This is a genomic window from Kitasatospora sp. NPDC056138, from assembly GCF_042264695.1.
Lineage (GTDB): Bacteria > Actinomycetota > Actinomycetes > Streptomycetales > Streptomycetaceae > Kitasatospora.
This window is the reverse complement of sequence record NZ_JBHJVK010000016.1, coordinates 17,618-39,074: the sequence shown is the minus strand read 5'-3', so window position 1 is coordinate 39,074 and position 21,457 is coordinate 17,618. Positions and strand designations below refer to the sequence as shown.

Below are 21,457 nucleotides of genomic sequence, written 5' to 3'. Positions count from 1 at the left end.
ACCCCGACCGGGTCGTACCGGGACCACCGTGCGTCAGGAGGAGATCCCATGGCAGTTCTGTGCAAACCGGCGATAGCTGTCCCCGACCACGTCATCACCAACGAGGAGACCCTCGAACTGGCCCGGAGACTGCACCGCGACCATCCGCAACTGGACCTGGCGCTGCGTCTGATCGAGCACACCGGCGTACAGAAACGACATCTGATCCAACCCATCGAGACGGTCCTGAGACACCCGGGGCTGGACGCCCGGAGCGCCGTCTACGAGGCGGAGTCCAAGGCCCGCGTCCCGGCGGTGGTGTCGCTGGCGCTGGAGCAGGCCGAACTGGAGCCGCAGCAGATCGACTTGATCATCTACGTCTCCTGCACCGGCTTCATGATGCCGTCGCTGACGGCCTGGCTGATCAACAGGATGGGTTTCCGGTCGGAGACCCGGCAGCTGCCGATCGCCCAACTCGGCTGTGCGGCGGGCGGTGCCGCCGTCAACCGGGCCCACGACTTCTGCACCGCCTACCCCGACGCCAACGTGCTGATCGTGGCCTGCGAGTTCTGCTCGCTGTGCTACCAGCCCACCGACCTGGGCGTGGGATCGCTGCTCTCCAACGGGCTGTTCGGTGACGGGATCGCCGCCGCAGTGGTCCGGGCGGAGGGCGGTACCGGGATCCGGCTGGAGCGCAACGCCTCGTACCTGATCCCGCACACCGAGGACTGGATCTCCTACGCGGTCCGCTCCACCGGTTTCCACTTCCAGCTCGACAAGCGGGTCCCGGGGACGATGGAGCCCCTCAGCCCGGCCCTGCGCTCCGTGGCGGAGGAGCACCAGTGGAACGTGGGCAAGCTGGACTTCTACATCGTCCACGCGGGCGGCCCACGGATCCTGGACGACCTGAGTCACTTCCTCGAAGTGCCGCGCGAGGCCTTCCGGTTCAGCCGGGCCACGCTCACCGAGTACGGCAACATCGCCAGTGCGGTCGTGCTCGACGCCCTGGCCCGGATGTTCGACGAACAGTCGGCCTTGGACGGCCACCACGGGCTGCTGGCCGGCTTCGGTCCGGGCATCACCGCCGAGATCTCCCTGGGCACCTGGACGGCGCCGCAGGGCTGACAACGCAGGGCTGACAACGCAGGACCGACAACCGAGACACCACCTGGGACACCGGCGGGCACAGCCGGGGTCGGCCCCACTCATCGGCTGATCCCGACCGTGCCCGCCGACGTCCGCGGAGCCGGTCGCCCCGGTCGCCCCGCTCGCACCGGGTTGTCCTGGCCGCCCCGGCGGACCCGGACCGTGACCGGTCGCGCGGCCCCGGTCGGCACCTTGCCGACCGATCCGGTTGATCACCGCCGCTCGGCGCCGTGGCTACGACGCAGGAGGCCGTTCCTGTGTTTGCATCGGCCCCTGGAGGTGTGCGTGTGACGACTGGACAGCGGTATCAGGAGGGTCGTGCGCGGGCCGGTGTGGCGCGGCGGCGGCTGTTGAGCGCGGCCGGGCTGGTGCCGATGCTGGCCGGCCTCGGGGCTGCCGCCGCGTGCTCCCCGCAGACCACGGCCGAGGACGTGCACAAGGCGGAGCCGCACAGGCCGGTGCCCACCGGTGAGGGGGACTGGAAGGAGGTCGTGCACGCACTGGGCCGGACGGGCACCCTGATCCGCGGGACCTACCACCACACGCCGTTCCCGCGCAGGGACCTGACCGTGGTCTCCCGCGGCGTCACCGTCTCCCCGGGACTGGCGCTGGGTTCGCACGTGTCCTTCGCCCGGTACAGCGACGGCAGCACGCTGATGATGGGCGATCTGGTGGTGACCGAGAGCGAGTTGCAGGGCATGACCGATGCCCTGCAGGCCCAGGGCATCGCGCAGACCGCCATCCACAAGCACCTGCCGACGCAGAGCCCCGACCTCTGGTGGACCCACGTCTGCGCACACGGCCACGACGCTGCGTCGCTGGCCCAGGGGCTGCGCACGGCGCTCGACCGTACTGGTACCCCGCCTCCGGTCGCGCCTGCTGCGATCAAGTCCCTCGACCTGGACACGGCCGGTATCGACGCCGCGCTGGGCGCCGGTGGCGTGAACAACGGCGAGGTCTATACCAGTGTCTTCGTCCGTCGCGAGACCGTCGTCGACGACGGCCATGCCCTGCCCGCCGGTCTGGGCGCCACCTCGGCCTTCAACTTCCAGCCGCTGGGAGGCGGCCGGGCCGCGCTGAGCGGAGATCTCGTCATGGTCGCCGGCGAGGTCCAGCAGGCGCTCACGGCACTGCGGCGCGGCGGCATCGAGCTCGTCGAGCTCCACAACCACGGGCTGACGGACGAACCGCGGCTGTTCTTCACCCACGTCTGGGCCGTGGGCGATGCCGTCGCTCTGGCCAAGGCGGTCCGTCCCGCACTCGCCGCCACCAACGTCGTGTCCTCTCCGCTGATCGGGGGGACCGGCTAGCCCTCCGGCCGTGCCGGGACGCCGCAGGAGCGGCCGGCCGGCGGGTGCACCGGTGGACGTGGGGCCGGCGAGGTGGCGGTCACGGACGCGCGGTACCGAGTCCGTGACCGCCGGCGCGCCTGCGGCGGGGCTGTGTCAGGAGACGCGCTTGAGCTGCCAGGCGTTGTTGTTGAAGCTGGGCACGGCCGAGTAGCGGCAGCTGCTGCTGTAGTAGGAGCTCACCTGGACCCAGCCGGCGGGCTGGTAGGTCGAGGCGCAGGCGTTCACCACGGTGCCGACCGGGAGACCGGTGAGCTGCTTGATCTGCTTCGCGTTCGGTTCGAAGCCGGAGCCGCAGCCGGAGCTGTTCCACCACTGGACGTCGACGAATCCGCTCGGGGTGAGCGTGCTGGCGCAGACATTGGTGACATCGCCGGGAGCGGCTTCGGCGGGGGACACTGCCAGGCCGAGCGCGGCGGTGGCGAGGCCGGCGGCCAGACAGGCGGTACGCAGACGGGTCATGGGTGGTGACTCCCTATCGGATCACGGGCTGGTGGACGTAGGAGTATTACTAACGTGTCGTCAGCGGCGTGAGCAGTAGCTTTCCGGCCCATGTCGACGCTGTGGGCCAAAAAGCGCTGCGGCCGGTCCGGAAAGCCATCCGATGTGCGGACGATCACTGACAGCGGGGTGCCCGTGGGCCTAGGGTGGGCCTCGCAGTCGGTTCGCCCTGCCGGCCAGGCAGGTGCGTCGCAAGAGGGAACCCGGTGCGAATCCGGGACTGCCCCGCAGCGGTGAGTGGGAACGACCGCCGTCACACGCACTGGACCCCGAGGGTCCGGGAAGCGACGGCCAGTAGGTGCCGGACAGCCATCGGGTGTCCGACGTGCCCATGAGTCCGAAGACCTGCCACTGCCCGCGTGCACCCCGCATGCGGTGATCTCGGTGACCTCGTGGGCAGGTCGGCGGAGCGGGCGGGCACACGCATGGTGCCGCGCCCCGGCTGCCGTTCCTTCGCCCCCCGTGCTCTCCCGGGATCGCACCGCGACTCGCGAAGGAGAGTTCCGTGGCAACGAGTTCCACCGCCACCCCGCAGGCCACCGTGTACGGCTACCCCAGGCAGGGCGCCGGCCGGGAGCTGAAGAAGGCGATCGAGGGCTACTGGGCAGGCCGGGTCAGTGCCGAGTCCCTGCGCACCACCGCCGCAGCGCTGCGCCGGGACACCTGGCGGCGCCTGGCCGACGCGGGCGTCCAGGAGGTCCCTGCCGGGGACTTCTCGCTGTACGACCACGTGCTGGACGCCACCGTGGCGCTCGGCGCGATCCCGGCCCGGCACCGGGCCGCCGTCGAAGCCGATCCGCTGGACGGCTACTTCGCGATGGCCCGCGGCACCCAGGAGGCCGCGCCGCTGGAGATGACCAAGTGGTTCGACACCAACTACCACTACCTGGTGCCGGAGTTGGGCCCTGACACGGTGTTCGCGGCCAATCCCGCCAAGCTGGTCGGCGAGCTCCGCGAGGCCGTCGCCCTCGGCCACAGTGCCCGTCCGGTGCTGCTCGGTCCGCTCACCTATCTGCTGCTGGCCAAGCCCGCCCCCGGTGTGGCCGCCGACTTCCGGCCGGTCACCCTGCTCGACCGCCTGCTGCCCGTCTACGCGGAACTCCTCTCCGACCTGCGCGCGGCCGGCGCGGAGTGGGTCCAGCTGGACGAGCCCGCCCTGGTCCAGGACCGCACGCCGGCCGAACTGAACACCGCCGCCCGCGTCTACCGTGAACTCGGCGTACTCGCAGACCGGCCCAAGATCCTGGTCGCCACCTACTTCGACCGGGCCGGCGAGGCACTCCCGGTCCTGGCCAAGGCCCCGATCGAGGGTGTCGGCCTGGACTTCACCGGTCCCGGGGCGGCGAACCTCGCCGACCTCGCCTCGGTCGGCGGACTGCCCGGCAAACGGCTGGTGGCCGGTGTGGTGGACGGCCGCAACATCTGGATCAACGACCTGGAGAAGTCGCTGGCCACCCTCGCCACCCTGCTCGGCCTCGCCGACCGGGTCGACGTCGCCGCGTCCTGCTCCCTGCTGCACGTCCCGCTCGACGCCGCCGCCGAACGCGACCTCGACCCGCAGGTCGCCCGCTGGCTCGCCTTCGCCCGGCAGAAGACCACCGAGATCACCACCCTGGCCCGCGGCCTGCGCGAGGGCACCTTCGCGATCGGTGCCGAACTCGCCGCCAACCGCGCGGGGCTGGCCTCCCGCGCCGCCTCCGCGCTCACCCACGACCCGGCCGTCCGGGCCAGGGCCGCCGCCACCGCCGCCGAGGACGCCCACCGGGCCCAGGCCTACCCCGAGCGGGCCGTCGCCCAGCGCGCCCGCCTGGGCCTGCCGCTGCTGCCGACCACCACCATCGGCTCCTTCCCGCAGACCACCGACCTGCGCACCGCCCGCGCCGACCTGCGGGCGGGCCGCATCGACGACGGCGGCTACCGGGACCGGATGCGCGCCGAGGTCCGCGAGGTCATCGCCTACCAGGAGAAGGCGGGCCTGGACGTCCTGGTCCACGGCGAGCCCGAACGCAACGACATGGTCCAGTACTTCGCCGAACGGCTCACCGGCTACCTGGCCACCCAGCACGGCTGGGTGCAGTCGTACGGCACCCGCTACGTCCGGCCGCCGGTGCTGGCGGGCGACATCTCGCGCCCCCACCCGATGACCGTGGACTGGTACCGCTACGCGCAGGACCTGACGGACCGTCCGGTCAAGGGCATGCTCACCGGCCCGGTCACCATGCTCGCCTGGTCCTTCGTCCGCGACGACCAGCCCGTCGCCGACACCGCCCGCCAGGTCGCCCTCGCCCTGCGCGACGAGGTCCAGGACCTGGAGGCGGCGGGCGCGGCCGTGATCCAGGTCGACGAACCCGCGCTGCGCGAGACCCTGCCGCTGCGCGCCGCCGACCGGCCCGGCTATCTCGGATGGGCCACCGAGTCCTTCCGCCTCTCCACCTCGGGGGTGCGCGCGGACACCCAGATCCACACCCACATGTGCTACGCAGAGTTCGGCGAGATCATGGCCGCCATCGACGAGTTGGACGCGGACGTGATCTCCCTGGAGGCGGCCCGTTCGCACATGCAGGTGGCCCACGAGCTGGCCGGGGCCGGTTATCCGCGCGAGGTCGGCCCCGGTGTGTACGACATCCACTCGCCGCGCGTGCCGAGCACGGCGGAGGCGGTGGAACTGCTGCGGAAGGGGCTCGCTGCGATCCCGGCCGAGCGGCTGTGGGTCAACCCCGACTGCGGTCTGAAGACCCGTGGCTGGCCCGAGACCCGCAGCTCCCTGGAGCACCTGGTCGCGGCCGCCCGCCAGGTCCGGCAAGAGCTGACGGACTCCCCGGCCGGCTGAGCCCCGGGTGCCCGGGGTCGGACCGGACCCCGGGCACCCCCGCCCCCCGCCTGGAGCCGGCGGACCGGAGCCGGCCGTGCGGTGGGCCGCGTACCGAGGCTTCGCACCGAGGGCCGGTGGCGGCCGACACCCCCCGGTGGTGCGTCAGTTCGGTTGGTGGGTGGCCAGTTCGTCGATCAGGCGGCGGCAGGGCTGCGGGATCTCGCCGAAGTCGTCGTCGTCACTGTCGACGACGAGGCGGTTGATGACCGACTCCAGGGCGACCGGCAGGCGTGGGCACAGGCCCTGGTGGCAGCGGGCGAGGATGTCCAGACGCACGTCGTCGGGGAGCAGCGGCACGGGGGAGCGGACACTGCGGCGCCGGGCGGCCGGGTCCCGGACGGCCAACTGCTCGGCCTGGCCGCGCCAGTAGGCGGCGTCCCGGGTCTCGCCCAGCTGCAGGTGGTACAGGTGCAGGCAGTAGGCGGCGGTGTTGTTGCCGGAGCCGGCGGCGAACTGCCACCAGAACTGGGCCGCTTCCTCGCGCCCGGTGAGGAACAGCAGGCCGGCGAAGACGACGGCGCCTTCGGGGTGGATCCTGTTGCTGTTGACCAGCAGGCCGAGGGCGTGGGAGGCCTGCGGGGCGTTGAGGACCAACGCGGTGGCGAGGGCGAGTTCGTGGGCCGCCTGCTCGTGCGCGGAGGGGAACCGGGCGGGGGCCGCCGTGACGAGGTCGGCGCCGGTCGGCGGCATGCTCGGCGGTCCGCTGAACACCCGTGCCGGAGTGCCGGTTCCGGGGCTCGGGGGAGTGGCGCCGCCGAGTGCCGAGCGGTAGCCGCGCAGCCACTGGACCAGGTCGTGGTCCGGTCCGGAACGGGGGCTCACTGTTCTCCCCTCATGTCGGCGAGGTCCGGTCGGCCCAAGGTCCGGGCCAGCCGCCGTCGGGCATGGCGGAGGTTGGACCGCAGTGTCGCCAGTGGTGTGCCGAGGTACTCGGCGATCTTCTCATCGTCCAGGTCCAGGCAGTACTTGAGGACGACGACGTCGTGCTGGCGTTCGGGGAGCTCCAGGATCGCGGTGAACAGGCCGATCTGCTCGGGCAGGCTCTCCGGGCCGATCCGGGCCCGGTGCCGGAAGTGGTGGACCACGGCATCGAAGGCCGCGGTCTGGACGAGGGCCGGGCGCAGGTCGCCCGCCGCGGCGAGCCAGTCCGCGATGTGCTCCTTGAGCAGCCGCCAGGCGTAGGCGGCGAGGATCTCCTGGCGCAGGGCGAGCGCCCAGTTGCGGGCCAGGTGCTCCTTCATCGCGTCGACCACGGCGGCGGCGTCCTGCTCACTGCCGACCTGGGTGCGGGCGAACCCGGTCCACGCGCACTGGTGCGTGACGCAGAACGCCTCGAAGGTCACCCGTAGCCGGAAGCCCTCCAGCGCAGCCCCGCCGCACCCGTGCACGCCCTCCTCGGCCGGGTGCCCGCCGGACCCCGGCGGCGCATCGCTGTCGAACGCCATCTCTCCCGCCCTCCCGTGCCGGATGCCGCACCGCCGGTGGCCGTCGGCGCCGGGAAACCCGTGACTCCACGGGACCATGGCAGCGCGCGCCGGGGCCTGCGGTGCAAGCAGACCAGAGAAATGGCAACCGACGGTAGTAGTATGGCTACTCATTCGCCTGTTGAGTAGTCATCTTGCCCATCCAGCAGTCGACTTGACCACGGATTGTGGTCCGGGGCCGGCGTGCTGCGCGGCCGTCCGCCCGTCCACCGGCCCGGCGGCCGCCCGTCGATCGTCCTGGCGGTTGCCCGTTCATCGGCCGGGCGGCCGTCCGTTCGTCGACCCGGTAGCCGATTGCCGCCCGGCGGTCATGGGCATGATCTGCGCAAGCCGAAGCCCCCGGCGCGCCACCGGCGTGCGCGCCGGGCGGCGCGGGGGCGCGGCCCGGCGCGGCGCCCCGACGACCTGGGGGGACTTGATGGGCAGGGACGACACCGAGGTGAACCTCGAACTCCACCGAGCGCACTCGGCTCGGATGTACGACTACTACCTCGGCGGCACGACCAACTTCGCCGCCGACCGTGAAGCAGCCGGCCAGGTCATGGCGGTCTTCCCGTGGGCGGAGCGGGCCGCACGGGTCAACCGGGACTTCATGCACCGCTCCACCCGTCACCTGGCCGAAGCCGGCATCCGCCAGTTCCTCGACATCGGCACCGGCATCCCCACCTCACCCAACCTCCACGAGGTGGCCCAGCAGTGCCAGCCCGCCGCCCGGATCGTCTACGCGGACAACGACCCCATCGTCCTCGCCCACGCCCAGGCCCTGCTGCGCAGCACGCCCGAGGGGCGAACGGCCTACCTCCAGGCCGACATCACCGACCCGGAGTCCATCCTCAAGGCCCCCGAGGTGCGGCAGAACATCGACCTGGACCAGCCCGTCGCCCTCAGCCTCAACGCGATAATGCACTTCATCCCCGACAGTCAGGGCGCCCTGGGGGTGGTCCGGCAGCTCATGGCGGCCCTTGTGCCCGGGAGCGCACTGGTCATCAGCCACGGCAGTCCCGACTTCGCCCCCGAGGAGGCCGAGCGGATCGTCCGGGTCTACGAGGCGGCCGGGACCACCGTCCGGATGCGGACCAAGGCGGAACTCGCGCTGTTCCTCCAGGGGTTGGACGTCCTCCCCCCGGGCATCGTGGCGACCCACCGTTGGCGCCCCGACGGAGGACGGCCCGACCCGCTGGTCGCCGACGCCCACGCCTCGGCCTATGCGGCCGTCGCGCTGAAGCGCTGACGGGAATGCGGCTCGCGGTCGGTCCGCCACCCGGGGGCAGGAGGGGCCACCGCCCGGGGCGAGGGGGGCGGCGCGGGCCGCTCGGGCGGGGCTGCCCCCGGCGGTCGGGTGCCGCCGGGAACGGCGGGCGCCCGGTCTGCGGTCCCGCCCCGTCTCCTCCGGCGTGGGCCGGTGCGGGCCGGCACGGCTTGGGCGCGGGCCGGTTCAGCCTGCCGACGGCAGCGGGAAGCTGCGGCGCATGACGGCGTCGAAGGCGGCGTCCGGCAGCAGGCGCCTGGCGATCATCGTGGCGCGGGCCAGGGCGCCGATCGCGTAGCGGGCCCGGGGGCGGGGGACGGTGGCCGCGTGGACGATGGCCCTGGTCGCCGTCTCCGCGGGCACCGCGCCGTTGCGGCGGGTGAAGGACTTGTTGGCGTACATGTCGGCGAGTTCGGCGCGGAAGCTCCCGTACGGATCCCCGGCGGTGGCTCCGCCGTGCATGGTGCCGACCGCCGTGCTGCTGAACTCGGTGATGGTCGGGCCGGGTTGGACCACGACCACCTCGACGCCGAACGGTGCCACCTCCAGCCGCAGCGAGTCGCTGATCGCCTCCACCGCGTGCTTGCTCGCGTGGTAGAAGGCGCCGCCGGGCGGCGAGAAGCGGCCGGCCATCGAGGAGATGTTGACGATCCGGCCGCGTCCCGCCCGGCGCATCCCCGGCAGCACCAGCTGGGCCATCCGCACCAGGCCGAAGACGTTGGTGTCGAACTGCGCCCGCACCTCCTCCGGCGTCGCGGACTCCACCGGAAGGTGCAGCCCGTAGGCGGCGTTGTTGATCAGGACGTCGACGCTCCCGTGCGCCTGCTCGATCCGGGCGACGGCCTCGGCCATCGACCGCTCGTCGGTGACGTCCAGCGGCAGGGTCTCGATGCCCTGCGCCGCCAGGTCGGCGAGCGTCTCGGGCCTGCGGGCGGTGGCGTACACGCGGTGGCCGAGCCGGTGCAGCGCCAGCGCGGCCTGCCGGCCCATGCCGGAGGAACAGCCGGTGATCAGAACGGTCTTGGTGCCTGTCATCCCGTACTCCTGGAGGTGGGTGTTCCGGTGCCGCCGGGTGAACCGGGGCGGTCGGCGGATGCCGCTGCCCGTGTGGTCGCCGCCGGTCGGCTGCTGCCGGTCGGTGCTTTCGGGCCGGTCGGTGCTTTCGTGGGCCGGTAGCTTCCGGGCGGTCGATTTCGGGTGGTGTGCCCAAGGGCGGTGTACCGAACGGTGGTGTGCCGAAGGGCGACGCGCCGAAGGGCGGGGCCTGGGGCCGGGGTCACGCCCCGGCCGTGCGGTGCAGCAGGTCCCAGACGGCCTCCTCCGCCCGGCCCAGGGCCTCGGCCGAGAGCCCGGCGAGCCCGTCCGTGCGGTGGAGCTTCACCAGACCGGCGAACGCCCCCACGGCGAGCGCCACCAGCTGCTCGGCGTCCCCCTCGCGGATGTCGCCGGCCTGCTGGCCCCGCGCGATGAAGTCGGCCGCGAGGGCGTCGATCTCGGCCGCCAGGGCCTGGCTCTCGGGGGCGAGGAAGGTGTCGTGCTGCTGGTGCTCCAGGAAGACGAAGGCGGCCGGGTGCCCGCCCGCGAACCGCGTGAAGCCGTGCCAGAAACGGCCGAACTCCTCGCGGGTGGATCCGGCGGGACCGCCTTCGGCGAGCGCCTCGGCCAGCTGGTCGAGCAGTTCGCGCTTGGCGTGCTGGAAGGCGGCGTTGCCGAGTGCCTCCTTGCTCGGGAAGTACCGGTAGATGCTGCCCACGCCGACTCCGGCGAGCTGCGCCACGGCGGGCATCTGGGTGCCCTCGTAAGTGCGTTCGGCGAACAGGGCGATCGCGCTGTCGATCAGGAGTCGGGCGAGGTCGGGCTTCCTGGAAGTCACGGAATGAATATTCATTCTGCATGCCCCGTGCTGTCAAGCGCTCCTAGACTTGGCCCCATGGCCCGGCTCAACGACGAGGTCGCGGCGCTGCTCGGGGAGTACGCGGACCTCATCCTGCTCACCGGCGGGGACGCCTTCAGGGCGCGCTCCTACGAGAAGGCGGCGCGGTCGGTCGGCGGCTACCACAGGGACGTCGGCGGCCTGGACCTCAAGGGGCTCCAGGAGATCCCCGGTGTGGGGAAGTCGACCGCGGAGAAGATCACCGAGTACCTCGGCACCGGCCGGGTCGCGGCCGTCGAGCAGCTCCGGACCAAGGTCCCGCCCGGCGTGCGGGAGATCATGGCCATCCCCACCGTCGGTCCCAAGACCGCGGCGCTGCTGTACGAGGAGCTCGGCATCTCCTCGGTCGACGAACTGCTGGAGGCGGCGAAGGGCGAGCGCCTGGGCGGGCTGCGGGGGCTCGGCGAGCGCACGGCCGAGAACATCGTGCACGGCATCGAGGTGATGCGGCAGAGCGGCGGCCGGGTGCTCCTCGACGTGGCGCTGGAGCAGGGCGAGGAGATCGTCGCGGCACTCGCCGTCGTTCCCGGCTGCCTGCGCTGTGCGTACGCCGGATCGCTGCGGCGGATGCGGGAGACGATCGGCGACCTCGACGTGCTGGCGGCCGCCGAGGACTCGGCGGCGCTGATGGCGGCGGTGGCCGGCCTCCCGTACGTCGCCGAGGTGCTGGTCCGGGGCGCCACCAAGACCTCGGTCCGCACGGTGAAGGGCGTGCAGGTGGACCTGCGGGTCGTCCCGCCGGAGGACTGGGGAGCGGCGATGGTCTACTTCACCGGCTCCAAGGCGCACAACATCCGGCTGCGGAGCCGCGCCGTCAAGGCCGGGCTCAAGCTCTCCGAGTACGGCCTGTCCGAGGTCGGGATCGGTGCCGAGGTCGCCTCGGCGACCGAGGAGGAGGTGTGCCGGGCGCTCGGTCTGCCCTGGATCCCGCCCACCCTGCGGGAGGACCGCGGTGAGATCGACGCCGCGTCGGCCGGCGAGCTGCCCGAACCCGTCACCGAACAGGACATCCGGGGTGACCTGCACATCCACACCGACGTCACCGACGGCCTGGCCACGCTGGAGCAGATGCTCGCGGCAGCCGCCGACCGGGGTTACGCGTACTGTGCCGTCACCGACCACGCCCCGGACCTGGCGATGCAGCGGATGACGGACGAGAAGATGCTGGCGCAGCGCCGGCGGGTGCGCGAACTGGACCGCCACTACCGGGGGATGCGGGTCCTGCACGGCACCGAGCTCAACATCGGCCCGGAGGGCGGGGTGGACTGGCCCGCGGAGTTCCTGGCCGGCTTCGACCTCTGCGTGGCCTCCGTCCACTCCCACTTCGGCGCCGACCGCGACGCGCAGACCCGTCGGCTGATCCGGGCCTGCGAGAACCCGTACGTGCACGTCATCGGCCACCCCACCACCCGGCTGCTGGGCCGGCGGCCCGCCATCGACGCGGACTTCGACGCCGTCTACGCGGCCTGCGCCCGTACCGGCACCGCGCTGGAGGTCAACGCCTCGCCCGAGCGCCTGGACCTGGGCGACGAGCAGATCCTGGCCGCCCGTCGGCACGGCGTCCGCTTCGCGGTGAACACCGACGCGCACTCGGTCGTCCACCTGGCGAACCTCCGTTACGGCATCGCCACCGCTCAGCGGGGTTGGCTCGGCAAGGACGAGGTGATCAACACCTGGCCGCTGCGGCGCCTGCAGGGCTTCCTGCGCAAGAAGCGGGTCTGAGCGCCGGTCGCCAGGTGCTGCGTCGCCGGGCCGAAGGCCCGTCAGAGCTCCTTCGCCGCTGCCTTGTCGAGGGGGAGGAGGGGCGAGCTGCTGCCGTCCGGAGGATGCCGGCGACGGGTGCCGGGCCATTCTGCAAGGCCCATAAAGGCTCAGAATTTGCGTTAGCGATGACGAGGTTGCTACGGTCTCCAGTAACGCAAAGATTGAGCGTTAGTCGGGTGTCGAGGCGTCACGCCGCACACCCGGCGCGCTCGGAAGGGACCTGCCGTGGCCACCACCGACCTGGCACCCGCGGACATCGCCCGGCTGGCAGAACGCGCCGGACTCCCGCTGCCGCCCGACCGCCTGCCCGCCGTGACGGCGACCGTGAACGCCGTCCACGACGTACTCCGCACCCTGGACGGGCTGGCCCTCGGGGACACCGCCCCAGCCTCCGCCTTCGACGCCGGTTAGGACAGCACCGTGACCCAGCCCTACGAACTCTCCCTCACCGAGGCCGCCCGTGCCCTCGCCGACCGATCCCTGTCGCCGGTGGAGCTCACCCGCTCGGTGCTGGACCGCATCGCCGCCGTGGACCCCGAGGTCAACGCCTATGTGACCGTCACCGCCGACGCCGCGCTGCGCTCCGCCCGCGGGGCCGAACGGGAGATCGCGGCCGGCCTGTACCGGGGGCCGCTGCACGGCGTCCCCTTCGGGCTGAAGGACCTGGTCGACACCGCCGGTGTGCCCACCACCGCGAGCTCCCTGGTCCGTGCCGGCCATGTGCCCACCGCCGACGCCGCCGTCACCGCGAGGCTGCACGCGGCCGGTGCGGTGCTCGTCGGGAAGACCCACACCCACGAGTTCGCGTACGGGACGACCACCCCGCAGACCCGCAACCCCTGGTCCACCGGCCATCTGGCGGGCGGCTCCAGCGGCGGTTCGGCGGCGGCGGTGGCCTCCGGCACGGCCACCTTCGCGATCGGCACCGACACCGGCGGTTCCATCCGCATCCCGGCGGCGCTGACCGGGACGGTCGGGCTGAAGCCGACGTACGGTCTGGTGTCGCGGCACGGGGTGGCCTCGCTGTCGTGGTCGCTCGACCACGTCGGGCCGATCACCCGGACCGTCCGGGACGCCGGTCTGGTGCTGGGAGCCCTCGCCGGCCACGACCCGCGCGATCCGGCGAGCATCGACCGGCCGGCGGAGGACTACGGGTGCGGGCCCGGCGGCGACCTGGCGGGCCTGCGCGTCGGAGTGCCCGTCAACTACTACTTCGACCGGGTGCAGCCGGCCGTGGAGGAGGCGGTCCGGGCCGCCGTCGACGACCTGACCGCGCTCGGTGCCGAAGTCGTTCCGGTGGAGATCCCGATGGCGGAGTACGTCCGTCCCACCCAGTGGGGGCTGATGGTGCCGGAGGCCACGGCCTACCACCAGGCGTCCCTGCGCGCGGTGCCGGAGCTGTACACCGAGGACGTCCGACTGCTGCTGGAGGCGGGGGAGTTCGTCCCGGCGACCGACTACATCCGGGCGCAGCGCGCGAGGACCCTGATGCGGGCGGCCTGGCTCGAACTGTTCCACCGGGTCGACGTGATCGCCGCGCCCGCGGTGACGTCCACGGCCGCGCGGGTAGGTCAGGAGGTCATCGAGTGGCCGGACGGTGTGCGGGAGCCGGTGTCCGACAGCTACGTGCGGCTCTCCGCGCCGGCGAACCTCACCGGCCTGCCGGCGCTCGCCCTGCCGGTCGGCCTCGACGGGCAGGGGCTCCCCGTCGGCATGCAGCTCATCGGCCGGCCGCTCGGCGAGGCGACCCTCGTCCGGATCGGCGCCGCCTACGAGGGCGGGCGCCGGCCGGCCGGGGTGCTGGCGCCGCTGTAGCGGCCGCTGGTCCCGGATGCCGGGGCTCGGTGCCGGTCCCGCGCCGGTCCTGTCGCGGCCCCGTCCTGGTCCCGTCCCGGTGCGCCGGGCTCAGGTTCAGGGCCGGGGCAGTACGGTGTCGACCAGCCCGCGTGCGTACTCGGCCGTCAACGGCCCCGGGCGGAAGAGGATGCGGTACATCATCGGCGCCACCAGCCGGTCCATGGCGTCCTCCAGCTCCGGTACGGGTTCGCCCCGCCCGGCGGCCCGGTCGAGGATGGCCGCGATCTGCTGGGCCGCGTACTCCGAGCACTGGCCGGCGTTCCCGCCGTCCGGGTCGCCGGTCAGCGCGTCGCGGATGTACGCCCGCCCGGGCGGGGAGGACATCTCCTCGAGGAACTGCCAGGCCCAGGCGTCGAGGTCCCCGCGCAGGGAGCCCAGGTCCTCCGGGGGCGAGTCGGGACGCAGGTGCTCGACCGCCACGTCGGAGAGCAGCTCGTGCACGTCGCCCCACCGGCGGTACACCGTCGACGGGGTGACGCCCGCCCGGGCGGCGATCACCGGGACGGTCAGACCGTCCCGGCCGCGCTCCTCGACGAGCTCGCGGACGGCCGCGTGCACCGCCTGCTGCACGCGGGCACTGCGCCCGCCGGGGCGCGCTCCAGACACACTCATTCAGGCACCTTAACGCACAATCGTTGCTTCAGTCGGGCGGCCGATCGGACCCGGTCCGACGGGCCCTACGGCTGGAGGCGGGCCAGGGCCAGACGGGTCTCCCGGGTCGACCGGACGTCGAGGTGGGCGGTGGTGCGGCGAAGGCGGTGCAGGGACTCGGTGCCGGCGAGGAGCAGCAGTCCCGGGAGCAGGTCGGTGCAGCGTGCGGCGACCCATCGGGTGCCCCGGGTCGCCATCCACCGGAGATCCGCGGCGCGGCTCGGCGCCCGGGTGGGCGGCTCGGCGGCCGGGGGCGGGCCGAGCTGGTGCCCGGCTGCGGCCAGCAGCGCGTGGAAGTCGCGGGCGATCAGCTGGTGGCCGGCCGCGCTGGGGTGCAGTCGGTCCACGCTCAGCAGGGCCCGGTCGGTCCACCACGGCGGGTCGGCCAGGTGCAGGTGGACGGCCCGGTAGCGCGCGGAGAGCTCGTGCACCACCGTGTTGACCGCCCTCATCCGGCGGGCCAGCGGGTCGGCCAGCGGCGGTGGGAGCCGCAGCAGGCGGCCGGGGTCGGGCAGGCAGGCGGTCAGCAGCACGGTGGAGCTGGCGTGCAGCGTGCGCATCGCGGAGTCCAGGTGCCATGCCGTCCGGCCGACGTCGAATCCGGCCCTGAGGGTGTCGTTGCCGCCGACCACGAGAGCGGCGAAGTGCGGCCGGACGGCAACCGCCGCAGTGAGCTGACCATCCGTCAGATAACTGCTCAGGGCGCCGCTCCGGGCGAGGTTGTGGAACTCCACCGGGCCGCCGGACAGTGCCGGGGCCAGCACCGCGGCCCAGCCCCGCCAGCCGTCCGGCGCGGGATCGCCCACCCCCTCGGTGAGCGAGTCGCCGAGGGCCGCGAACCGCACGGCCATCAGGGGCGTCCGGTCAGTGGCGGTGCACCGGCCGCAGGGACCGGTGCACCGTGAACGGCGAGGAAGGCCGTGACGGCCGCCTCCCAGCCGAAACCCGTCGCGCGGGCCCGGGCGGCAGCCCGCCGCCCGTCGACCGGCCGGTCCAGCAACTCGCTTACGGCGTGGGCGAATCCGACCCCGGTGTCGTTTGCCACCGCACCTGCCGGGCCGACGATCTGCGGCAGCGCGGAGGAGCGGCTCACCGCGACCGGTGTCCCGCAGGCCAGGGCCTCCAGGGCGGCCAGGCCGAAGGTCTCGACCGGCCCGGGGGCGATGACGGCATCCGCGCTCGCCAGCAGCGCTGCGAGCTCCTCGCGCCGGGCGAGGTGACCGAGGAAGCGGACCGGAAGGCGCTGCCGCTCGGCTTCGGCCGCCAGGCGTCGTCGCAGCGGCCCCGTCCCCGCCACCGCCAGTACGGCGGGCACCCGCCGACGGCGCAGTTCGGCGAGCGCGTCCAGCGCCCGGTCGGGCCTCTTCTCGGCCGACAGCCGGGAACACAGCACCAGCAGCACCTGGGCCGGGTCGGCGTACCGGGCTCGCACGGCCGGGTCGCGCCTGGCGGGGTGCAGCAGCGCCAGGTCGACGCCGAGCGGGGCCTGCACGACGTTCCGGGCGCCGATCCGCCGGAACTCGGCCGCGGACCAGGCCGTGGTGCACACCACCGTGTCGAACCCGCGCGCGGTACGGGCGTTGAGCCGGTCGGCGAGCGTGCGGGCCCAGGCTCCGGGCAGACCCCAGGTGCCGAGGACACCGGCGGCGCTCTCGTGGGAGACCATGACCGCGGGGATCCCGTGCGAACGGGCCCAGCGCCCGGTCCAGCGCAGTGTGGTCCGGTCCGAGACCTCCAGCCGGTCGGGGGCCAGTTCCGCCAGGGTCCGCGCGACGGCTCGCCGGTCGGTGAGCAGCCGGTACCCGCCGCTGCCCGGGACCGCCGGACCCGGCAGGGTGACGACCCGCCCCTGATCCGTCCACCGGTCACCGTGCCGGGCACCTGGCACGACCAGGACCGGCTGGTGCCCGGCCGCGAGGTAGCCCGCGCCGAGATGCCGGAGAGCGGTGCGCAGGCCACCGGAGACCGGGGTCACGAAGTTGGCGACCCGGACGATGCGCAGCGGCTCGGTCATGCCGGCTGCTCCTCGGAGAGCGCCGGTGCCGGAGCGGCCGGAGTCGCCGGAGCCGCCGGAACTGCTGGAGTCACCAGGGCCGTTGGAGTCGCCGGAGGGGCGGCCGACGGGGTGGGATGGGGCGAGGACGAGGGCGAGGGCGAGGGCTGGGGCGTGGGCGGCGGCGCGAAGGGAACCGCCGTGCCGTGGTGGGCCGTGAGGGCTGCCCGGTAGTGCTCCAGCAGCCGGTCGCCGACGGCTTCCCAGGTGCGGGCCGTGACGTCCGCCCGCCCGGCTCGGCCGTAGGCCGTGCGCCGGGCGGGATCCGCCGCCAGCTCGGCGACGGCGCGGGCGACCGCGGTGCCGTCCCTGGGCGCCACCAGCAGTCCGGTCCGGTGGTGGCCGACCAGGTCGAGCGGCCCGCCGACCGCCGGTGCCACCACCGGCACGCCGCTGGCCATCGCCTCCTGGACGGTCTGGCAGAAGGTCTCCAGCGGACCGGTGTGCACGAAGAGGTCCAGGGTGGCGAAGTAGCGGGCGAGCTCCGCTCCGGTGCGGCGGCCGAGGAAGAGCGCGCCCGGCAGGGCCGCACGCAGGGCCGGGCCGCTGGGGCCGTCCCCGACCACCACCACCCTGACACCGGGCAGTCCGCACACCCCGGCCAGCAGGTCGACCCGCTTCTCGGGGGCGAGCCGGCCGACGTAGCCGACCAGCGTCTCACCGCCCGGTGCGAGGACGCGGTGCAGCGCCTCGTCCCGGTGGCCGGGGTGGAACCGGACGGAGTCCACGCCGCGCGGCCAGAGGCTCACCCGTGGGACGCCGTGGGCGGTGAGGTCCTGGGCGGCGGTGGTCGACGGTGCGAGGGTGCGGGTCGCCGCACCGTGCACCGACCTGATGCGGTGCCAGGCGGCGGCCTCGCCGAGCCCGCGACCGGCCGGGTAGGCCCGGGCGTAGCCGCCGAGGTCCGTCTGGTAGACCGCGACCACCGGCAGCCCGAGCCGCGTGGCGATCCGCATCGCCCGCGCACCGAGCACGAACGGAGCGGCGAGGTGGACGAGTTCGGGTCGGTGACCGGCGATGGCCGTGGCCAGTCGTCGACTGGGCAGTGCGATGCGCACCTGCGGGTAGCCGGGGAGCGGGACGGACGGTACCCGGACCACCGGGAACGGCCGCGCGTCGGCCGACGCGTCGGCGGATCCGAAGGCCTGCGGCGGGCAGTCGGCGCCCCGGTGCGGGGCGGGGGTGATGACCAGCGGCCGGTGGCCGCGTCGGACCAGGTGCTCGGCGGTCCGCAGCACACTGTGGGCGACGCCGTTGACCTCGGGCGGGAACGACTCGGTGACGATGGCGACTCGCATGCCCTTGTTGTTGCCGGGCGGAGCGAGCAGTCGGCCAAAGGGATCTTTCGGATGTGCGAACGGAATCCAGCTATTGGGCCCGCGCCGGGCCGGCCGGATCCGGCGCGGCCTGAGCCGTGCCCGCGCCGACCGGGTTCGGCGCGGCCCGCGCCGCCCCTCCGGCTGTCGCGGGGGAGCCCCGGCGGCGGGCGGACCTCCCCGGACACACTCCGGAGCCGCGTCCGGCACGGTGGTGAACCGGGGGCGGGGCTACTTCGACGAAGCGGTCTGAGGCAGGGCGACCGCCCGCAGGTAGGACTCGGTGAAGAGCTCGGCGGCCTCCTCGACCGAGGGCAGGTCGGGGCCCAGGGCGGGGGCGAGCACCGGGCGCACCAGGAGGTGCATGGCCATCGGGCCGAGCAGGAGCTGCATCAGCACCGGCAACGGGAGCGGGCGCAGCCGTCCGGCCTCGATGTGCGGCAGCAGCAGCCGGCCCAGGCCGTCCAGCAGGCGTGGGAAGTTGGCGGCCATCATCCGGGCGGCGGGACCGTCCGGGCGGCTGAGCAGGTCCCCGAGGACGGCGGGGACGATCCGCGGCTCACGGACGAAGGAGGCCACGAAGTTCCGGTAGAGCGCCCGGACGGTGTCCTCCAGGCGCTCGGGCGGGTCGGCCGCCAGGGCCTCCACGTCCGGGAGCGGGCCGTGCAGTTCGAAGACCGCGGCGAGCAGGCCGTCCCGCCCGTCGAAGACGGTGTGCAGACTGGGCAGCGAGCACTCGGCACGCTCCGCCACCGCGTCCAGGGTGACCCCGTCCAGGCCGCGTTCGGAGACCAGCCGTGCCGCCGCCTCGATCGCGCGCTCGCGCACCGGCGGCCGTCCGCCGCCGCCACCCTGCTCGCCGAGCCGCTGCGCCACGGCCGGGTGGCCACCGCCGACCTGGCCCTGGTGCAGCGACGGCGCTGGACCCCGACGGTCGTCCTGCAGGGACTCCAACGGCTCCTGCACACGGCCATGTTCGAGGCCACCATCACCGGCCGCCGGGTCGGCCCGCCCCCGCAGCTCGTCCTCGCCACCCGCTACCTGCCCGGCTTCCGCCGGATCCCCACCCGTCTCGTCGCCCTCGGTCCCCGCCCCGAACACGCCCCCGCCTTCGCCCGCCGGCCCGCCGGGCTCGTGTGACGGCCACCCGACCGTGACGGGTGCGGAGGGTGGTCGGGGTGGGTCGCGGCGTCAGCCCGGTGCGCCCTCGCGGTCGTGGGCCCGGCGGAGGTGCCCCGGAGCGGCTCGGGCGGCACAGCCGCCGTGGGCGTCGCCGAAGGAGGCGAAGCGGTGGCGGTCCACCGCCGCCTGGGCGGCACGGGCCAGGGAGCGCCGAGTCGGGTACCGCCCGGCGGGGATGAGCGCCAGCGGGAGTACGTCCGCCGCCAGGCCGCGGACGGCGACCACCCGGCGCAGTGACGAGAGCAGGCCGTCCTCGCCGACGAACGCCGGTGTGGTGGTCGGGCTTCCGTCCGCGAGCCGGTAGCGGACCGCCACCGGCTGGACGGCGGCCCCGGCCTCGACCGCCGCCTGGAAGAGCGCGGGCCGGAACCGGCCGCCGTTCCGTCCGCACCAGGTGCTGCCCTCGGGGAACACCACCACCCGCTCACCCCGGCGCAGCGCCGCAGCGATCTCCTCGACGGTGCCCGGCAGCGCGCGCAGCCGGTCACGGTCGATGAAGATCGTGCCGCCCCACGCGGCGAGCGGGCCGAGCAGGGGCCAGCCCCGCAGCTCGGTCTTGGCCAGCATGCGGCCGGGCAGCACCGCCGCGATCAACAGGATGTCCAGCCAGGAGACGTGGTTGGCCACCAGCAGCACCCCGCCGCCGTGCGTCGGTCCGCCCGTCGGTCCGTGTGCAGCCCCGTGCGTCGGTCCGTCCGGCGGCCCGTGCGTCGGCCGAAGCCGGATCCCGAGCGAGGCGACGAGCGTGCGGGCCCAGCAGCTGACCAGCCGTTCGCCCACCGCTCGGCCCCGGCCGCGTACGACCGGGGCAAGGGCGACACCTACGACGAGAACGGACGCACAGCCCGCACCACGCAGCAGCCGGCGCCAGACGCCCACCACCGGTCCCGGCGGGCTCACACAGGACTCGGGCGTGCAGGGCGCGCACGGCAGCCAGTTGCTCACGCCGCCCGGCCTGCCCGCGCCGCCCGGCCTGTCCACGCCGCCTGTCCCGGTCATGCTCGCCCGCTCGCCCGCCCGGCCGGCCGGTTCGCTCACGCGGGCGATCCGGACAGGAAGTGCCGCAGATAGCGCGGGTCGGTCCGCTCCAGCGACAGCAGGACGTACAGGTCCGCCACGCCGAAGTCGGGGTCGTGCGCGGGCATCCCGCACACCTGGGCGCCCAGCCGCAGGTAGCCGCGCAGCAGGGGCGGCAGCGCGGCGCGCGCGGGCCGGGGAACGTCGGCGGGATCCCACGGCCGGTGCGGGGTCACCCGGTACCCCTCGGGCGCGAGGTGCCTGGCGGAGACGGTGTCCCAGACCGCGGCCGCGGTGCTGCCGCCGTCGGCCAGCGGCACCGAACAGCAGCCCGCGATCCAGGTGTTGCCGCTGTCCACCAGGTACCGCGCGATGCTGCCCCACAGCAGGTTGATGACCGCGCCGTCGCCGCGGTGGTCCGGATGGATGCACGAGCGGCCGGCCTCGACCAGGTCGCCGCGGATGCCCGCCAGGTTCGACAGGTCGAACTCCGTCTCGGAGTACAGCCCGCCGGCCCGGACGGCCTGGGCCGGCCGCAGCAGCCGGTAGGTGGCCACCACCGTCCCGCCCGCCCGCTCCCGGACCAGCAGGTGGTCGCAGTACTCGTCGAAGGCGTCGACGTCCAGACCGGGGACCGGGCTGTCGAGTGCGGCCCCCATCTCCTCGGCGAAGACCTGGTGGCGCAGCCGCTGGGCGGCGCGGACGTCGGCCCCGTCCCGGGCCAGGGAGACGGAGTAGCCCGGCAGTTCCGGCTGCCGCGCTGCGGCCGGGACGTCCTGGGCGGGGATCGGCGAACTGACGGCGGGCACAGCGGTCATGGCGAACTCTCCGTGGCTGTGAGGGCAGAGGAGGTCGAGTCCAGTGGTGGTCGGGCTCACGAGGGGCGACTCCCGTCAGGTTTTCCCGGGTCGGCTGGCCCCGGGGTGGCCGGTTGACGGAGTCGAGATGTGCACTCGTTGAACGACTGCCGGTCGGGCGGACGGCGGGACCGCTGTGCCGACGGGGCGGCACGGTCGGGAGCGGTTCGCCGCCCCGCCCTCCGGGGACGCGCCGCCGACCCGGCGGTCACCGGACGCCGCGCGTCGGCCCGTTCCCGGAGGGCCT

Annotated in this window: 20 protein-coding genes and 1 riboswitch; of the genes, 8 read left to right on the top strand and 12 right to left on the bottom strand. The window is 74.0% G+C overall.

Annotation, left to right across the window (positions count from 1 at the left end; translation table 11 throughout):
• Positions 1 to 48 precede the first annotated feature (48 nt).
• Together ACFC1R_RS13140 and ACFC1R_RS13135 are read left to right on the top strand one after the other, a co-directional pair.
• Complete coding sequence (locus ACFC1R_RS13140) at positions 49 to 1,104, top strand: type III polyketide synthase (RefSeq protein ID WP_375937355.1); 1,056 nt, start codon at positions 49 to 51, stop codon at positions 1,102 to 1,104.
• A 308-nt stretch (positions 1,105 to 1,412) separates the two neighbouring features.
• Positions 1,413 to 2,435 carry a DUF1259 domain-containing protein gene (locus ACFC1R_RS13135; protein WP_375937352.1) on the top strand — a complete coding sequence of 341 codons (1,023 nt, stop codon included), beginning with the start codon at positions 1,413 to 1,415 and terminating at the stop codon, positions 2,433 to 2,435.
• Positions 2,436 to 2,570: 135 nt separating this feature from the next.
• Here the strand turns inward: ACFC1R_RS13135 and ACFC1R_RS13130 are convergent, their stop codons facing one another.
• Complete coding sequence (locus tag ACFC1R_RS13130; protein ID WP_375937349.1) at positions 2,571 to 2,936, bottom strand: hypothetical protein; 366 nt, start codon at positions 2,934 to 2,936, stop codon at positions 2,571 to 2,573.
• A 232-nt stretch (positions 2,937 to 3,168) separates the two neighbouring features.
• A riboswitch (cobalamin riboswitch) is annotated at positions 3,169 to 3,322 on the top strand.
• Positions 3,323 to 3,480: 158 nt separating this feature from the next.
• On the opposite strand from ACFC1R_RS13130, the gene metE reads away from it, so the two are divergent.
• Positions 3,481 to 5,805: a 5-methyltetrahydropteroyltriglutamate--homocysteine S-methyltransferase gene (gene metE, locus ACFC1R_RS13125; protein ID WP_375937346.1), complete on the top strand. Its 2,325-nt coding sequence runs from the start codon at positions 3,481 to 3,483 to the stop codon at positions 5,803 to 5,805.
• A gap of 144 nt (positions 5,806 to 5,949) precedes the next feature.
• On the opposite strand, the gene ACFC1R_RS13120 is transcribed toward metE, so the two are convergent.
• A complete protein-coding gene (locus tag ACFC1R_RS13120; RefSeq protein WP_375937343.1) occupies positions 5,950 to 6,669 on the bottom strand; it encodes a hypothetical protein in 720 nt (239 codons plus the stop codon).
• Positions 6,666 to 7,292, bottom strand: a complete 627-nt coding sequence (locus tag ACFC1R_RS13115; RefSeq protein WP_375937341.1) for a sigma factor-like helix-turn-helix DNA-binding protein — start codon at positions 7,290 to 7,292, stop codon at positions 6,666 to 6,668. The genes ACFC1R_RS13120 and ACFC1R_RS13115 overlap by 4 nt, the downstream gene beginning before the upstream one ends.
• A 457-nt stretch (positions 7,293 to 7,749) precedes the next feature.
• Here ACFC1R_RS13115 and ACFC1R_RS13110 point away from each other — a divergent pair, with 457 nt between their 5' ends.
• Positions 7,750 to 8,562, top strand: coding sequence for an SAM-dependent methyltransferase (locus ACFC1R_RS13110; protein WP_375937339.1), 813 nt, complete (start codon positions 7,750 to 7,752; stop codon positions 8,560 to 8,562).
• A gap of 204 nt (positions 8,563 to 8,766) precedes the next feature.
• Here ACFC1R_RS13110 and ACFC1R_RS13105 read toward each other — a convergent pair whose 3' ends face one another.
• Both ACFC1R_RS13105 and ACFC1R_RS13100 read right to left on the bottom strand, forming a co-directional pair.
• Positions 8,767 to 9,615 (bottom strand): SDR family NAD(P)-dependent oxidoreductase, encoded by an 849-nt coding sequence (locus tag ACFC1R_RS13105; RefSeq protein ID WP_375937337.1) that lies wholly within the window; start codon positions 9,613 to 9,615, stop codon positions 8,767 to 8,769.
• A gap of 241 nt (positions 9,616 to 9,856) precedes the next feature.
• Positions 9,857 to 10,453: a TetR/AcrR family transcriptional regulator gene (locus tag ACFC1R_RS13100; protein WP_375937334.1), complete on the bottom strand. Its 597-nt coding sequence runs from the start codon at positions 10,451 to 10,453 to the stop codon at positions 9,857 to 9,859.
• A 57-nt stretch (positions 10,454 to 10,510) separates the two neighbouring features.
• Here ACFC1R_RS13100 and polX point away from each other — a divergent pair, with 57 nt between their 5' ends.
• From polX to ACFC1R_RS13085, 3 genes are all read left to right on the top strand, one after another.
• The gene (gene polX, locus ACFC1R_RS13095) at positions 10,511 to 12,235 is read left to right on the top strand and encodes a DNA polymerase/3'-5' exonuclease PolX (protein WP_375937331.1); all 1,725 of its coding nucleotides are present in this window, start codon (positions 10,511 to 10,513) and stop codon (positions 12,233 to 12,235) included.
• Between the two features lie 267 nt (positions 12,236 to 12,502).
• Complete coding sequence (locus tag ACFC1R_RS13090) at positions 12,503 to 12,688, top strand: hypothetical protein (RefSeq protein WP_375937328.1); 186 nt, start codon at positions 12,503 to 12,505, stop codon at positions 12,686 to 12,688.
• A gap of 9 nt (positions 12,689 to 12,697) precedes the next feature.
• A complete protein-coding gene (locus ACFC1R_RS13085; protein WP_375937325.1) occupies positions 12,698 to 14,092 on the top strand; it encodes an amidase in 1,395 nt (464 codons plus the stop codon).
• Positions 14,093 to 14,188: 96 nt separating this feature from the next.
• Here ACFC1R_RS13085 and ACFC1R_RS13080 read toward each other — a convergent pair whose 3' ends face one another.
• The 5 genes from ACFC1R_RS13080 to ACFC1R_RS13060 all read right to left on the bottom strand — a co-directional run bounded on the left by ACFC1R_RS13080 (position 14,189) and on the right by ACFC1R_RS13060 (position 19,030).
• Positions 14,189 to 14,746: a TetR/AcrR family transcriptional regulator gene (locus tag ACFC1R_RS13080; RefSeq protein WP_375937322.1), complete on the bottom strand. Its 558-nt coding sequence runs from the start codon at positions 14,744 to 14,746 to the stop codon at positions 14,189 to 14,191.
• A 65-nt stretch (positions 14,747 to 14,811) separates the two neighbouring features.
• Positions 14,812 to 15,636 carry an SGNH/GDSL hydrolase family protein gene (locus ACFC1R_RS13075; protein ID WP_375937319.1) on the bottom strand — a complete coding sequence of 275 codons (825 nt, stop codon included), beginning with the start codon at positions 15,634 to 15,636 and terminating at the stop codon, positions 14,812 to 14,814.
• Entirely contained in the window at positions 15,636 to 16,799 is a 1,164-nt protein-coding gene (locus ACFC1R_RS13070; RefSeq protein ID WP_375937316.1) for a glycosyltransferase, read from the bottom strand. Before ACFC1R_RS13070 ends, ACFC1R_RS13075 begins: the two co-directional genes overlap by 1 nt.
• Complete coding sequence (locus ACFC1R_RS13065) at positions 16,796 to 18,136, bottom strand: glycosyltransferase family 4 protein (protein WP_375937313.1); 1,341 nt, start codon at positions 18,134 to 18,136, stop codon at positions 16,796 to 16,798. Before ACFC1R_RS13065 ends, ACFC1R_RS13070 begins: the two co-directional genes overlap by 4 nt.
• Positions 18,137 to 18,385: 249 nt before the next feature.
• Complete coding sequence (locus ACFC1R_RS13060) at positions 18,386 to 19,030, bottom strand: TetR/AcrR family transcriptional regulator (RefSeq protein WP_375937310.1); 645 nt, start codon at positions 19,028 to 19,030, stop codon at positions 18,386 to 18,388.
• A 6-nt stretch (positions 19,031 to 19,036) separates the two neighbouring features.
• On the opposite strand from ACFC1R_RS13060, the gene ACFC1R_RS13055 reads away from it, so the two are divergent.
• Positions 19,037 to 19,294 (top strand): hypothetical protein, encoded by a 258-nt coding sequence (locus ACFC1R_RS13055; RefSeq protein ID WP_375937307.1) that lies wholly within the window; start codon positions 19,037 to 19,039, stop codon positions 19,292 to 19,294.
• Positions 19,295 to 19,345: 51 nt separating this feature from the next.
• Here ACFC1R_RS13055 and ACFC1R_RS13050 read toward each other — a convergent pair whose 3' ends face one another.
• Both ACFC1R_RS13050 and ACFC1R_RS13045 read right to left on the bottom strand, forming a co-directional pair.
• Positions 19,346 to 20,374 (bottom strand): lysophospholipid acyltransferase family protein, encoded by a 1,029-nt coding sequence (locus ACFC1R_RS13050; RefSeq protein ID WP_375937304.1) that lies wholly within the window; start codon positions 20,372 to 20,374, stop codon positions 19,346 to 19,348.
• A complete protein-coding gene (locus ACFC1R_RS13045; protein ID WP_375937301.1) occupies positions 20,371 to 21,171 on the bottom strand; it encodes a GNAT family N-acetyltransferase in 801 nt (266 codons plus the stop codon). The genes ACFC1R_RS13050 and ACFC1R_RS13045 overlap by 4 nt, the downstream gene beginning before the upstream one ends.
• Positions 21,172 to 21,457 lie beyond the last annotated feature (286 nt).